The 14990-nt window shown below is 38.8% G+C and carries 12 protein-coding genes and 8 tRNA genes; 18 read left to right on the forward strand and 2 right to left on the reverse strand.

Features of this window, described 5'->3' with window-relative positions; translation table 11 throughout:
• Position 1 precedes the first annotated feature (1 nt).
• The 18 genes from AVFI_RS02715 to luxS all read left to right on the forward strand — a co-directional run bounded on the left by AVFI_RS02715 (position 2) and on the right by luxS (position 12570).
• Positions 2–1171 carry an aspartate kinase gene (locus AVFI_RS02715; protein ID WP_012533914.1) on the forward strand — a complete coding sequence of 390 codons (1170 nt, stop codon included), beginning with the start codon at positions 2–4 and terminating at the stop codon, positions 1169–1171.
• Between the two features lie 81 nt (positions 1172–1252).
• The gene (gene csrA / locus AVFI_RS02720; RefSeq protein ID WP_005417777.1) at positions 1253–1450 is read left to right on the forward strand and encodes a carbon storage regulator CsrA; all 198 of its coding nucleotides are present in this window, start codon (positions 1253–1255) and stop codon (positions 1448–1450) included.
• Positions 1451–1665: 215 nt separating this feature from the next.
• A tRNA-Ser gene (locus tag AVFI_RS02725) sits at positions 1666–1757 on the forward strand.
• A 53-nt stretch (positions 1758–1810) separates the two neighbouring features.
• Positions 1811–1887, forward strand: a tRNA-Arg gene (locus AVFI_RS02730).
• Positions 1888–1926: 39 nt separating this feature from the next.
• Positions 1927–2018: transfer RNA gene (locus AVFI_RS02735), tRNA-Ser, on the forward strand.
• A gap of 50 nt (positions 2019–2068) precedes the next feature.
• Positions 2069–2145: transfer RNA gene (locus AVFI_RS02740), tRNA-Arg, on the forward strand.
• Between the two features lie 67 nt (positions 2146–2212).
• Positions 2213–2289, forward strand: a tRNA-Arg gene (locus AVFI_RS02745).
• A 67-nt stretch (positions 2290–2356) separates the two neighbouring features.
• A tRNA-Arg gene (locus AVFI_RS02750) sits at positions 2357–2433 on the forward strand.
• A gap of 67 nt (positions 2434–2500) precedes the next feature.
• Positions 2501–2577: transfer RNA gene (locus AVFI_RS02755), tRNA-Arg, on the forward strand.
• A gap of 67 nt (positions 2578–2644) precedes the next feature.
• Positions 2645–2721 (forward strand) — tRNA-Arg (locus tag AVFI_RS02760).
• A gap of 324 nt (positions 2722–3045) precedes the next feature.
• Positions 3046–3297, forward strand: coding sequence for an oxaloacetate decarboxylase subunit gamma (locus AVFI_RS02765; protein ID WP_005417778.1), 252 nt, complete (start codon positions 3046–3048; stop codon positions 3295–3297).
• Positions 3298–3333: 36 nt separating this feature from the next.
• Positions 3334–5121 (forward strand): sodium-extruding oxaloacetate decarboxylase subunit alpha, encoded by a 1788-nt coding sequence (gene oadA, locus AVFI_RS02770; protein ID WP_054776040.1) that lies wholly within the window; start codon positions 3334–3336, stop codon positions 5119–5121.
• A 15-nt stretch (positions 5122–5136) separates the two neighbouring features.
• Positions 5137–6267 (forward strand): sodium ion-translocating decarboxylase subunit beta, encoded by a 1131-nt coding sequence (locus tag AVFI_RS02775; RefSeq protein ID WP_005417780.1) that lies wholly within the window; start codon positions 5137–5139, stop codon positions 6265–6267.
• Between the two features lie 96 nt (positions 6268–6363).
• Positions 6364–6795 carry a YqaA family protein gene (locus AVFI_RS02780; protein WP_063644898.1) on the forward strand — a complete coding sequence of 144 codons (432 nt, stop codon included), beginning with the start codon at positions 6364–6366 and terminating at the stop codon, positions 6793–6795.
• A 9-nt stretch (positions 6796–6804) separates the two neighbouring features.
• Complete coding sequence (locus AVFI_RS02785; RefSeq protein WP_188863827.1) at positions 6805–9657, forward strand: M16 family metallopeptidase; 2853 nt, start codon at positions 6805–6807, stop codon at positions 9655–9657.
• A gap of 131 nt (positions 9658–9788) precedes the next feature.
• Positions 9789–11354 carry a glutamate--cysteine ligase gene (gene gshA / locus AVFI_RS02790; RefSeq protein ID WP_054776041.1) on the forward strand — a complete coding sequence of 522 codons (1566 nt, stop codon included), beginning with the start codon at positions 9789–9791 and terminating at the stop codon, positions 11352–11354.
• 66 nt (positions 11355–11420) lie between these two features.
• Positions 11421–12020, forward strand: coding sequence for a transglycosylase SLT domain-containing protein (locus AVFI_RS02795; protein ID WP_005417790.1), 600 nt, complete (start codon positions 11421–11423; stop codon positions 12018–12020).
• A 31-nt stretch (positions 12021–12051) separates the two neighbouring features.
• Positions 12052–12570, forward strand: a complete 519-nt coding sequence (luxS, locus tag AVFI_RS02800; RefSeq protein ID WP_011261308.1) for an S-ribosylhomocysteine lyase — start codon at positions 12052–12054, stop codon at positions 12568–12570.
• 92 nt (positions 12571–12662) lie between these two features.
• Here the strand turns inward: luxS and AVFI_RS02805 are convergent, their stop codons facing one another.
• Complete coding sequence (locus tag AVFI_RS02805; RefSeq protein WP_188863826.1) at positions 12663–13937, reverse strand: HlyC/CorC family transporter; 1275 nt, start codon at positions 13935–13937, stop codon at positions 12663–12665.
• Positions 13938–14070: 133 nt separating this feature from the next.
• Positions 14071–14865: a cytochrome C assembly family protein gene (locus tag AVFI_RS02810; RefSeq protein WP_012533107.1), complete on the reverse strand. Its 795-nt coding sequence runs from the start codon at positions 14863–14865 to the stop codon at positions 14071–14073.
• Between the last annotated feature and the right edge of the window lie 125 nt (positions 14866–14990).

The following is a 14990-nucleotide window of genomic DNA, read 5'->3' on the forward strand; positions in this document are numbered from 1 at the left end:
AGTGGCATTAATCGTACAAAAGTATGGTGGTACATCAGTTGGATCCGTTGAACGGATCCAATCTGTTTCCGAACGTATCATATCAACACTGCAACAAGGGCATGATGTCGTTGTTGCGGTTTCTGCCATGGCTGGAGAAACAAATCGACTACTGCATTTAGCAAATCAAATAAGTGAGGTACCTGAGCCTCGTGAATTGGATATGTTACTTTCAGCTGGTGAGCAAGTTTCTATTGCATTATTGGCAATGTCTTTAAATCAAAAGGGCATAAAAGCAATATCATTAACCGCCGACCAAGCAGGAATTCATACTAATAATTCATTCAATGATGCGACAATTAAGCATATTGAGACGAACCTTATCACTCAATGGGTTGATAAGGGGTATGTTGTTATTGTTGCGGGTTTCCAAGGTCGAGATGATCAAGGTAATATCACTACATTAGGTCGAGGTGGTTCTGATACCACAGCAGTAGCACTTGCCGCTGCACTAGATGCAGATGAGTGTCAGATTTTTACTGATGTTGATGGGGTATATACCTCAGATCCTCGTTTTGTATCTAATACGCGTCGTTTAGAAGAAGTCTCTTTTTCTGATATGCACGCATTAGCGAAATCTGGTGCCAAAGTTCTTCAAGAACATTCAGTAGCTCATGCTTGGAATTCATCGGTGGCATTGAGAGTATTGTCCTCGTTTGAGGATGGCGAAGGGACGCTAATTTGTGAGAATCCAAAACAGCCTTTAGCTGTAACTGGATTAGCACTAAAACAAGATTTATCTTTGGTTGAATGTGAGAATATTTCAACCGAAGAGCAAGCAGAACTCTATAAACAGTATAGGGTGTTAAATGAAAGATGTGATTGTTTTCAAATTGTTGTACCTAAAGCGACTTTTTTACAATTGAAGCTGGCATTTAATACTAAAATACGCAATATTAGTAGCTTATCAATTCTGACGTTAGTCGGAGATAATGTTGAAGGGATGGCAGAGTCTGCTTGCAATCAACTATTGGCAAATGATATTGATGTTCATCAATATGATATTGAGCCAAAAAGTGTGTCGGTTATCGTAAATCAAGCTGATTTACACCGAGCGGCCGAAATTTTACATAAAACGTTTGTTATTACAGAGCAATCACAAGATAATGATCTTTTGGTCGCTGTTTCTTGAGCAAAGACGTTTATGAAAATAAGCGATAACGGACGATACATACATTTATTATAATACTGAGATAACTCAAGGAGCATTCGAATGCTAATTTTGACTCGCCGTGTAGGTGAAACTCTGATGATTGGTGACGAAGTAACAGTTACTGTACTAGGCGTTAAAGGCAACCAAGTACGTATTGGTGTAAATGCACCTAAAGAAGTATCTGTTCACCGTGAAGAGATTTATATGCGCATTCAAGCGGAAAAAGGTACACCTGCGGCTTCGCAAGGCAACTTTTAATTTCGTATGAATATAGGCTGGCATTGTCAGCCTTGTTTGTTTTTGTCTTTTACTTATTGATAAAAATGAACAAAATAAGAGACACAAGTTCGGTATAACGTTTTATTTTTATCCATTTTGGTCGTTTCATAGACGGTTAAACGAAAAAGCGTTATTTTTTACTAAGAAGTGATTGACATATTTTTGGTAAACCGTAATATGTGCCTCCTCAAGACGGTGAGGTGGCCGAGAGGCTGAAGGCGCTCCCCTGCTAAGGGAGTATACGGTTTATCCCGTATCGAGGGTTCGAATCCCTCCTTCACCGCCATTATTTGTTTATGTTGATATTTATTATCAGCAAAAACACAAAAGAATTATTGTGCGCTAGTAGCTCAGCTGGATAGAGTACCTGGCTACGAACCAGGCGGTCAGAGGTTCGAATCCTCTCTGGCGCACCATTAATTTAATTGATAGAATTTCTATCAGAAAAACAAGACGGTGAGGTGGCCGAGAGGCTGAAGGCGCTCCCCTGCTAAGGGAGTATACGGTTTATCCCGTATCGAGGGTTCGAATCCCTCCTTCACCGCCATTATTTATTGTTGTTGATATTAATCAGCAGCGATACAAAAGATTTAGTGTGCGCTAGTAGCTCAGCTGGATAGAGTACCTGGCTACGAACCAGGCGGTCAGAGGTTCGAATCCTCTCTGGCGCACCATTATTTCTTTTTGTAGTCATTTTTTGGTGACAATAAAAGATTACAAAGACAATCAGAATTAAAGTGTGCGCTAGTAGCTCAGCTGGATAGAGTACCTGGCTACGAACCAGGCGGTCAGAGGTTCGAATCCTCTCTGGCGCACCATTATTTCTTTTTGTAGTCATTTATTGGCGACAATAAAAGATTACAAAGACAATCAGAATTAAAGTGTGCGCTAGTAGCTCAGCTGGATAGAGTACCTGGCTACGAACCAGGCGGTCAGAGGTTCGAATCCTCTCTGGCGCACCATTATTTCTTTTTGTAGTCATTTATTGGTGACAATAAAAGATTACAAAGACAATCAGAATTAAAGTGTGCGCTAGTAGCTCAGCTGGATAGAGTACCTGGCTACGAACCAGGCGGTCAGAGGTTCGAATCCTCTCTGGCGCACCATTATTTCTTTTTGTAGTCATTTGTTGGTGACAATAAAAGATTACAAAGACAATCAGAATTAAAGTGTGCGCTAGTAGCTCAGCTGGATAGAGTACCTGGCTACGAACCAGGCGGTCAGAGGTTCGAATCCTCTCTGGCGCACCATTCTTTAAAAGAACCCGATCATTTGATCGGGTTTTTTTATGTCTGAAAGATAAGTAGTTAATCAAATTGGTTGTTTTTAAATCGATTGATTTATTCGTTATTGTTAGGTAACTTGATTGTAATCAGGTTATTTTAAAGAGAAAAGTGGCAGTGTATGGATATAACTCGCCATGATCTTCTTTTTTAAAAAGATTTCGTTGATTCATATTTGACAAATATATTCATGACGAGATAATTGATCCTTCTTTTTAGAATAAAAGAACCATTTTTGTATAAATTTCATACTAAATTTTACATTGTCACTATCATCAAAAGGGAAGCAAGATGACAGACATTGGAAGTCTATTATGGGAAGCAGCTACGCTCATGCTTACAGGTATGTGCGTTGTGTTTGCGTTCCTAACCATCCTAGTTTATCTAGTTCAACTCATGTCAAAACTATTGCCTGTGGAGCTACCTCCAAAGCAAGCATTAGCTGTTCAAAAAGTTCAGAATCCCGATCAAACAACAGTGCAGCCTCAGATAATTGCTGCAATTTCTGCTGCGGTTAAATTACACCGCGAAAAGAATAAATAACTGTTTTAGGAAAATTATTACAAGGAGTTTGTAAGCATGTCTAAACCACTTTCTATCACTGATGTGGTACTTCGTGACGCCCATCAATCACTATTTGCAACACGTATGCGTGTTGAAGATATGTTACCGATTGCAGAACAGTTGGATAAAATTGGTTATTGGTCTCTAGAAACTTGGGGAGGCGCAACATTTGATTCTTGTATTCGTTATCTAGGAGAAGATCCGTGGGAGCGTTTACGACTATTAAAAAAAGCCATGCCAAATACACCAATGCAAATGCTTCTACGTGGTCAAAACTTATTAGGTTATCGTCACTATGCCGATGATGTGGTTGAGAAGTTTGTTGAACGAGCACATGCAAATGGAATGGATGTATTCCGTATTTTTGATGCAATGAACGATGTAAGAAACTTTCAAAAAGCGGTAAAAGCGACAATCGACGTGGGGGCTCATGCACAAGGTACGCTTTCATACACAACAAGCCCTGTTCATAATACTGATACTTGGGTCGATTTAGCCAAACGTCTAGAAGATTTAGGTTGTCACTCTCTATGTATAAAAGACATGTCAGGTTTGCTTAAGCCTTATGAGGCTGAAGAGTTAATCACTCGAATTAAGGCGTCTTGTGATGTCCCTCTAGCTCTGCATAGTCATGCAACAACTGGGCTTTCTACCGCAACAGCAATTAAAGCTGTAGAAGCTGGCATTGATATTCTTGATACGGCTATTTCTTCGATGAGTCAAACTTATGGGCATACACCAACAGAAACCGTTGTTGCTATGTTAGAAGAAACCGGACGTGATACTAATCTGAAATTAGATCAATTAGCACCTATTGCTAGTTATTTCCGAGAAGTTCGTAAGAAATATGCAAAATTTGAAGGTCAACTAAAAGGGGTTGATTCACGAATTCTTATTGCTCAAGTTCCGGGTGGCATGCTGACTAATATGGAAAGCCAACTTAAAGAGCAAGGTGCTGCTGATAAGATGGATGAAGTTTTAGCAGAAATCCCTAAAGTGCGTAAAGATCTTGGTTATATTCCACTAGTAACGCCAACTTCTCAAATTGTGGGAACACAAGCGGTGATTAATGTTCTTACCGGAGAGCGTTATAAGAGCATAACAAAAGAAACTGCTGGTGTACTGAAAGGGGAATACGGTGCAGCTCCTGCTGAGGTTAATGCTGAGTTACAAGCTCGAGTTCTTGATGGTAAAGAAGCGGTAACTTGTCGTCCTGCTGATCTTTTAAAAGCGGAACTTCATACATTAACTGATGAGTTACTGGAAAAAGCGAAAGAAGAGAATATTGAACTTGCTGAGCAACAGGTTGATGATGTTTTAACTTATGCATTATTCCCTCAAGTTGGATTGAAATTTCTTAAAAACCGTAATAACCCAGATGCATTTGAACCTGCTCCAGGTACTGAAAAAGAAGCAGAGAAGGAAGAGGTCAAAGTCTCTGCAGCTAAAGGCAGTGTTGAAGCCTATAGCGTAAAAGTGGACGGGCAAGTATATAACGTTGAAGTTGGCCCTCAAGGAGTTATCTCTTCTGTTGAACAAATTTCAGCGCAAGCTGCTCCAGTTCAATCACCTCAACTTTCTGCAATGGATGCTGAGTCTGTTGATGCACCATTGGCTGGTAATATCTTTAAGGTATTAGTGCAAGCAGGTGCAGAAGTTGTTGAAGGTGATGTATTACTTATTCTTGAAGCAATGAAAATGGAAACAGAAATCAAAGCTTCACGTAGTGGTACAGTGCAAGATATTTTAACTAAAGAGGGTGATGCAGTGACTGTTGGTACGCCATTACTTTCTTTAGCGTAGATGTAGGTATAAAACATGGATGGTTTATTAACATTATGGAATGAAACAGCCATTGCCAATTTTAAGTTTGAGCAACTTATTATGATGGCTGTTGGTTGTGGTCTACTCTTTTTAGCGATTAAAAAAGGGTTTGAGCCACTATTATTATTGCCTATTGGTTTTGGTGCAATTTTAGCAAATATCCCTAATGCCGGATTTACAGACCCAGGTGGATTGCTTTATTACGTTTATTACGTAGGGATTGAAACAGGAATATTCCCGTTACTTATCTTTATGGGCGTAGGAGCGATGACGGATTTTGGAGCTCTAATTGCTAACCCTAAAACACTATGGCTAGGTGCTGCTGCTCAAGTAGGTATTTTTGCTACGTTGTTTGGTGCAATTTTACTTAACTATGTGCCGGGAATGGAGTTTACGTTAGCGGATGCTTCTTCTATTGCTATTATCGGTGGTGCTGATGGTCCTACGGCAATCTTTTTGTCGAGTCAGTTATCACCAGACCTATTAGGTGCGATAGCGGTTGCTGCATATAGTTACATGGCATTAGTTCCTATTATTCAGCCACCAATTATGAAAGCACTCACTACGCCAGAAGAGCGCCAAATTAAAATGGCTCAACTGCGTCATGTTGGTAAAGCAGAGAAGATATTATTCCCATTAGCCGTATTACTAATGACTATTTTATTTTTGCCATCGGCGACGCCACTTGTCGGTATGTTTTGCTTAGGCAATTTAATGAAAGAGTCTGGTGTGGTTGATCGTTTATCAAGTACAGCTCAAAATGAATTAATTAATATTGTTACGATCTTCTTAGGGTTAGGTGTTGGATCTAAGCTAAAAGCGGATACCTTCTTAAATGTAGAAACATTAGGTATTTTAGCTCTTGGTGCTGTTGCTTTTAGTATTGGTACAGCAGGTGGTGTCATTATGGCTAAGGTTCTTAATAAGTTCTCGAAAGAAGATATTAACCCATTAATTGGTGCGGCAGGCGTATCAGCCGTTCCAATGGCCGCTCGTGTGGTTAATAAAGTTGGCCTTGAGGCTAATCCTCAAAACTTCTTGTTAATGCATGCTATGGGGCCAAACGTAGCTGGTGTGCTTGGTTCTGCTGTTGCCGCAGGTATACTTCTTGCGCTAGTTGGTTAATTTTGAACAAAACTTAACAATAAAAGGGTGCTGATGCGCCCTTTTTTATTTTATGCTTGCTGTTATCTTAGTATTTATAATGGAATAAATTCAATCATGTTTGATTGGTTTAATGCAGATTCTGCATTATGGGTATTATTTAGCTCTGGCTTTTTAAGTGCGACTTTATTACCAGGCGCTTCTGAAGCGAGTCTAATCGCAACATTGCAATTAAATAGCTTTTCTACATGGCTTGTTGTTTTTGTTGCAACGCTAGGCAATACATTAGGTGGAATAACAAACTATTGGCTTGGTTTATTACTTCCAGATAAAACTTCTTCGCAGAAACACGGTCATAAAGCCATTCAATGGATTAAAAAATATGGCTATTGGACATTATTATTTAGTTGGTTACCAATCATTGGCGATCCCCTTTGTTTAGCTGCCGGGTGGTTAAGGATGCGTTTTTGGCCATGTATTGTTTTAATTGGGATTGGTAAAGCGGTGCGATATGCCTTGCTATCGCTTGCAGTAAACGGGATTTTATAGGATATAAGAATGAAAAAAATATTAAGCCTTTCAATTGTTTTGGCGCTTGCAGGTTGCAGTAAATCTGAATTTGAAGCTCCGAAAACGACTGATTTACCAAAAGGGGTGACCCTTGTTGAGCAAGTTTTACCTAAAGAAGGCTCAACGGTTATCCCTTATCAAAAATACACGCTAGATAACGGTTTGACTGTCATTCTTAGTCCAGACCACTCTGATCCGCTTGTTCATGTTGATGTGACTTATCATGTTGGTTCTGCTCGAGAAGAAATCGGTAAATCAGGTTTTGCCCACTTCTTTGAACATATGATGTTCCAAGGTTCAGAGAATGTGGGTGATCAACAACACTTTAAAATTATTACTGAAGCGGGTGGTACATTAAACGGTACAACTAATCGTGATCGCACCAATTACTTTGAAACCGTGCCTGCAAATCAACTTGAAAAAATGTTGTGGCTAGAATCTGATCGTATGGGGTTCTTGATTGATGCTGTATCTCAAAAGAAATTTGAAATTCAGCGCAGTACGGTGAAAAACGAACGTGGACAAAATTACGATAATCGTCCATATGGCTTAATTTATGAAAAAATGGGCGAAGCATTATTCCCACAAGGTCATCCGTATTCATGGCAAACCATAGGTTATGTAGAGGACTTAGATCGCGTTGATGTTAATGACCTAAAAGCTTTTTTCTTACGTTGGTATGGTCCTAATAATGCCGTCATTACCATTGGTGGTGATTTAGATAGTAAGCAAACACTTGAATGGGTGAATAAATACTTTGGTTCGATCCCACGAGGACCAGAAGTTGAGAATGCACCTAAGCAACCAGTGACATTAAAAGAAAACCGTTACATCACATTAGAAGATCGTATTCAGCAACCAATGGTAATGATTGGTTGGCCAACAACGTATCGTGGTGAAGAAACCGAAGCTAGCCTTGATATGCTGGCAACATTACTAGGTGATGGTAAAACGAGTCTCTTATACCAAGAGTTAGTAAAAACAGGCAAAGTAGTAGATGCTGGCGCTTTCCATGATTGTGCCGAGTTATCTTGTACTATGTATGTGTACGCCATGACCGATTCTGGTAAAAATAATGACCTATCTACCGCATATAAAGAGGTCATGGATGTACTTGAAAAATTTGATAAAGAAGGGGTATCCAAGGCAGACCTAGAAGAAGTTCAAGGTAGTGCTGAAGCTGGAGCCATCTTTGGCTTACAATCGGTTTCAGGAAAAGTATCTCAACTTGCTTCTAATGAAACCTTTTATGGCAACCCAAATCAGTTAGAAAAACAATTAGCTGAATTAAAAGCGGTTACACCAGAGAAAGTATCCCAAGCATTTGACACTTATATGGCTAACAAATATAAGGTTACTTTAAGTGTTGTACCTAAAGGAAAAACACAGCTAGAAGTTCAAAAGCCAAATTTTGTAACGCCAAAGCGAGATCTTCCTGAATACAAAAAAATTGATGAAAATAGTTTAGATGTTCGTAGAGCAGTTGATGATTTTGATCGCTCAATTATGCCTCAACCATCAAAAGGCGTAACCGCTAAAGCTCCTGATATTTACCGTGCTAATTTAAGCAATGGTATTGAAGTTCTGGGAACTGAAGCGATTGAAACACCTACAATTCAATTACAAATAGCAATTCCAGCAGGTAATCGCTACGTACCGAAAGGGAAAGAAGGGTTAGCGTCGTTAACCGCTGCAATGATGGAAGAAGGTACAATGAAATCTTCCTCTGAAGAGTTACAAAAGAAATTGGATAAATTAGGTAGTTCTGTATCGTTTAATTCGGGTAGCTACACAACGACGATCTCAGTGGCGTCGTTAACAAAAAATATCGATCAGACCTTAGCGATCGTAAATGAAATGTTGTTTGACCCCGCGTTTGAGCAAGCTGATTTTGACCGTTTACAAAAGCAAGCTGTTGAAGGGCTTGTATATGAACATCAAAGACCATCTTGGTTAGCATCACAAGCGACTCGTGAAATTTTGTTCAAAGGGACGATTTTTGATCGCTCGCCAGATGGTTCATTAGCATCAGTTCAAGCTCTGACGTTAGATGATGTTAAAGCTTTCTATAAGCAAACCTACACGCCGATTGGTACTCAAATTGTGTCAGTTGGTGATATTAATAAATCAGATTTGATAAACAAATTAGCGTTTTTATCTGATTGGAAAGGAGCAACACCTGAAATTTTAGCACCGCAACGCTTACCAACATTAAACGAGCAAAAAATTTATTTGGTCAATAAACCAAATGCACCTCAAAGCGTGGTTCGTTTTGTTCGACAAGGTATACCGTTTGATGCAACAGGTGAACTGTATCAAACACAGCTAGCTAATTTTAATTTAGGTGGAAACTTTAATAGCCGAATTAATCAGAACCTACGTGAAGATAAAGGCTACACTTATGGAGCTGGTAGCTACTTAATGGGCAATAAAGAGATCGGAATGTCGATTTTTTATGCGCAAGTAAGAGCCGATGTGACTGTTGAATCAATTAAAGAATTTATTTCTGAAATGGATAAATTCAAAAAAGATGGAATGACAGTTGATGAACTGAATTTTATGCGCTTAGCCGTAGGGCAACAAGATGCATTAAAGTATGAAACTCCGGGCCAGAAAGCACGCTTACTTGGCAAAATACTGACGTATTCATTGGATGATGATTTCATTGATGAACAGAATGAACTTATTGAGACGCTAGGTCGAGATAAGTTGAACTCATTAGCGGCTAAATGGTTCGATCCTGCACAGTATCAAATTGTTGTGGTTGGTGATGAAAAAGAATTATTACCTAAATTGAAATCACTAGGTATTCCTGTTGAAGTGATGACAGTGAAAAAGTAATAACACTTAGAAAGACGGCAATAAGTAGTATTTATTGCCGTTTTTTCGTATCCAACTATCGATAAAATTTGTTAGTATCCATGACATAAATCAACATAATAATGTTGTTACCTCAATAGCGAGATTGTATTTTGACCGAATTTATCAACCGATTACAGAAAGTCGCTTCCAATCCTAACGCCTTTAAAAAAACAGGCCGAGGAATTGAAAGAGAAACGCTTCGATTCACTCCAGGAGCGTCACTTTCAACTAAGCCACACCCAGAAGGCGTAGGTTCAGCATTAACACATAAATACATCACAACAGATTTTGCAGAATCATTATTAGAGTTTATTACTCCAGTATCAAATGATGTTGATACCGTATTAAAGCAACTAGAAGATGTACACCACTATACGGTTTCTCACATGGGAGACGAAAAACTATGGCCACTTTCAATGCCATGTTTTGTTACTCATGATGACGATATTACGTTAGCTCAGTACGGTGAATCGAACGTAGGTAAACTGAAAACAACTTATCGTGAAGGCCTAAAGCGTCGTTACGGTAGCGTGATGCAAGTGATTTCTGGCGTACATTTTAATTTTTCATTTTCAACAGAGTTTTGGGATGAATTATTTGGTGAACAATCAGAAGACCAAAGAAAAGAATCAGTATCAGATGCTTATTTTGCATTAATTCGAAACTACTACCGTTTTGGTTGGTTAATTCCTTATTTCTTTGGTGCTTCACCGGCATTATGTAGCTCATTTATTCAAGGTCGTGAAACCTCTATGGACTTTGAATCCTTAGGTAAGACTTATTACTTACCTTATGCTACATCATTACGTCTGAGTGATTTGGGCTATACCAATGATGCTCAAAGTAATCTAAAAATTAGCCTGAACAGCGTTAATGAATATGTTGATGGTTTAAATAAAGCCATTCGAACACCATCAGAAGAGTTCGCTAAAATAGGTTTAAAAGAAGGTGATAAACATATTCAGTTGAACTCAAATGTTCTTCAAATTGAAAATGAACTTTATGCTCCAATTCGCCCAAAACGAGTGACAAAAAGTGGCGAAAGACCTTCTGAAGCACTAGAAAGAGACGGGGTTGAGTACATTGAAGTTCGTTCTTTAGATGTAAACCCGTACAGTCCAATTGGTGTTAATGAAGATCAAGTTCGCTTCTTAGATATGTTCTTAACTTGGACTGTTCTGAGTGACTCTGCACCAATGAATGACAGTGAAATGGCTTGTTGGAAAGACAACTGGAATAAGATCATTGAAAAAGGTCGTAAACCGGGGTTAGAACTAAAAATTGGTTGCCAAGGTGAACGATTAACTCAAAAAGCATGGGCTGAAAGAGTATTTGAAGATTTGCTGGTTATCGCAAAAGAAATGGATCGCGTTAACGGTGATGACGCTTATCAACAGACTCATAAACGCCTAAGTGCAATGATTGATGATCCTGAGTTAACGATTTCAGGTCAATTATTAGCAGAAACAAAAGCTGCTGGCGGTATCGGTGTGATTGGTTGTAAATTGGCGGTAGAGCATCGTGAAACACACTTAGCTCATCAATATCGCTTTTATACTAAGCAAGAGTTAGATGCTGAAGTTGAACGTTCAGTTCAGGCACAAAAAGAAATTGAAGCGAATGATAAGCTTTCTTTTTCTGAATATTTAGAAGAATACTTCAGTTATTTGAAGTGATACTTACGAAGAAATATCTAGCACTGTTATTCTATGGGTAGCAGTGCTTTTTTTTGAGAAAAATTGATGAAATATAAACTTCCACTTACCGCTATAGCATTATTAGGATTATCTGGGTGTGCGACGGCACCACCAACCAAACAGGATAATCTATGTGATATTTTCCGTGAAAAAAGCGGATGGTATGACGATGCTAAAGATATGACTGAAGAGTATGGTACGCCGATAAATGTAGCTATGGCTATTATGAAACAAGAAAGTAGCTTCAGAGCAACGGTGCGTCCACCTAGAACCAAACTACTTGGTTTTATACCATGGAGTCGACCAAGTTCAGCTTATGGTTACGCACAAGCTCAGGACCCTGTATGGGGAGAATATGAAGATGAAACGGGTGGTGGTTCTCGTAGTAGCTTTGATGATGCAATCATGTTCATCGGTTGGTACACTGACGGTTCCCAAAAGCAGTTAGGGATCTCTAAGTGGGATCCATATAACCAATATTTGGCGTACCATGAAGGTCGCGGTGGTTTTAAACGCAAAAGCTACAAAAATAAACCACAATTGATTAAGATAGCTCGTAAGGTTGAATCTCAAGCCAAAACTTATGGTTGGCAATTAAAGCAATGTAAGGCTGAGCTAGAGAGACAAAGCAGTTGGTGGTGGTAAGCCATCATTTATAACTTTAAAGGATTAAAATATGCCATTGTTAGATAGTTTTACTGTAGATCATACTCGTATGGAAGCACCGGCGGTTCGTGTTGCGAAAACAATGCAAACACCTAAAGGCGATACAATTACTGTATTTGATTTACGCTTTACGGCACCAAATAAAGATATTCTGTCAGAGAAAGGCATTCATACATTAGAGCACTTATACGCAGGTTTTATGCGTAACCACCTTAATGGCAGCGGTGTTGAAATTATTGATATCTCGCCAATGGGGTGTCGTACTGGCTTCTATATGAGTTTGATCGGTACACCAGCTGAGCAAGCAGTTGCAGATGCATGGGTGTCATCAATGGAAGATGTGCTGAAAGTAGAAGCTCAAAATAAAATTCCTGAACTGAATGAGTATCAATGTGGTACTTATGAAATGCATTCACTTGATGAAGCAAAAGCAATCGCAAGCACAGTGCTTGCATCAGGTATCAGCGTAAATAAAAATGATGAACTTGCACTATCTGATTCAATGCTAAAAGAATTATCTAATCATTAATTGACGTTTTAATTTGAAAAAAAAGCCCGCATTTAGCGGGCTTTTTTTTAGCTGAATATCAGTTTTAACCATTGATAGTATTGGCATACAAATTATTTATCATCTTCAGTACTTGGGAATACTTTTACAAGGTTAATTTTGTTTTCTTCTACAGCGACAATTTCCATATTATGCTGTTCAATTTCGAGGCTAATTTCCGTTTCAGGGATCTCTTCTAAATGCTCAAGGATTAAGCCATTAAGTGTTCTTGGTCCATCTGTTGGTAAGTCCCATTTTAAGCCTTTATTAATGTCTCGAATATTGGCACTACCTTCAATCATAAAGCTGCCATCAGGCTGAGGTGTAATTTCTTCAGCTAAACTTGGAGCCATTGAGGTAGTGAATTCACCAACAATTTCTTCCAAAATATCTTCTAATGTTATTAAACCCTGGATATCACCGTATTCATCAACAACTAAGCCAATGCGTTCTTTATTACGCTGAAACTTTAATAGCTGTGAATTAAGTGGGGTCGCTTCAGGTATGAAATAAATTTCATCCGCGGCTCTTAATAGTGTTTCTTTGGTAAATTCATTTTTTTCAAGCATCAAGCGGTAAGATTCACGTAAACGAAGCATCCCAACTACTTCATCTATTTGATCTCGATATAAAACAATACGTCCGTGAGGGGAGTGAGTTAATTGACGTGAAATCGATTTCCAATCATCGTTAATATCAATCCCTGTAATTTCACTGCGAGGCACCATAATATCGTTAACGGTAACGTGCTCTAAATCCAGTATTGAAATCAGCATATCTTGGTGACGACGAGGAATTAATCCTCCGGCTTCATGAACAACGGTTCTTAACTCTTCCGAGCTTAATTTATCTTTATCGTTATGCCCTGAACCAAGGCCGAGTATTTTTAAGAAACCGTTAGTGATTAGGTTAACTAAAATAACCAGTGGAGAAAGCACCTTCATTAATACATTAAGGACTAAACTACTGCTATAAGAAACACGTTCAGGATACATTGCCGCGAGGGTTTTAGGGGTTACTTCTGCAAAGACAAGAATCACAAGGGTTAATACACCGGTAGCGATGGCTACGCCTAGATCACCATAAAGTCGCATACCAAGGATGGTGGCTATTGCAGAAGCTAGAATGTTAACAAGATTATTGCCGATAAGGATAAGGCCAATGAGGCGATCTGGGCGACTGAGTAGTTTTTCAACACGTTTTGCACCTTTATGCCCCTGATTTGACAGGTGCTTTAGGCGGTAGCGGTTTAACGACATCATGCCCGTTTCTGAGCTTGAGAAGTAACCGGAGATAACAATGAGTATAGCTAATAACGTAAATAGGGCACCGGTTGATATATCGTCCAAGTGTCTTGTTCCTCATTTTAAAGGGAGAATATCAATCTAAGCGCTTACTTAGATTGATATAATGAAAAGGTATTTATCTAATCTGATAATCCGTCTGTCAAGTTTGAATACAAAAAATGAGCGATTGTCGCAATTAAGTTAACACAATCTCTTGAACAAAACGGCTACCAAAGTAAGCAAGGGTAAGTAAGAAAGCGCCTGATAAACTGAACCATAATGCTTTTTGACCGCGCCACCCACGTTGATAATGGCCCCAAGTTAATGTCGCGTAGATAATCCAAGCAATGAAGGAAAGTATTGCTTTGTGAGCTTTACCTTGGGCAAACATATCTTGAAGAAATGTGAAGCCAGTCATTAATGTAAGAGTCAATAATAATAAACCAACAAGAATGATCTTGAAAAGTTGGCGTTCGACCATCATTAATGGAGGAAGGTTTGGATTTAACATTAATGATTTTTTGCTTTTGAGTTTATGGTCAAGCCAAGCGAGTTGAAGAGCATAAAGTGTCGCGATCATTAATGTTGAATAAGCAAACAAAGCTAAAGATATATGAATTAATAAGCTAGGATGAGTCTCAAGGTGGGTGATAAACGCCCCTGATAAGAACGTCGCGGCTAATAAGTTAATTGCAGAAAAACTATAAACTACGGGTAAAATAAACCATACTCGAAACTTAAGCATAGAAGCACTCATTACTAGCGATATAATAAAGCTAATAAGAGAGGCTACATTAAGAATACTCAGGTTTTGTCCCGCAGTATTTAAAATAAGCTCTTTAAGCTGCCATGCATGCAATAGCAGTGCAAGGGATGCAAAAATGAACACCACCTTGGTCTGAATTTTATTTTTACTTGCTAAGCCAGGAATAACAAAGCCTAATGCAAAAAAGTAAGATAGAGCAGCACCGATTGCTGTAATGGTATCCATAATTTACTGATCACCTAGTTTATCAACATCTTGATTATACCCTCTACAGGACAATCTCGGTAGGTGTGATTCAGTTTGGTTAAAAAATTTTCATTATTACGCCCAAGATTTAGGTATAATCGTTT

This window comes from Aliivibrio fischeri ATCC 7744 = JCM 18803 = DSM 507 (assembly GCF_023983475.1).
Taxonomy (GTDB): Bacteria; Pseudomonadota; Gammaproteobacteria; order Enterobacterales; family Vibrionaceae; genus Aliivibrio; species Aliivibrio fischeri.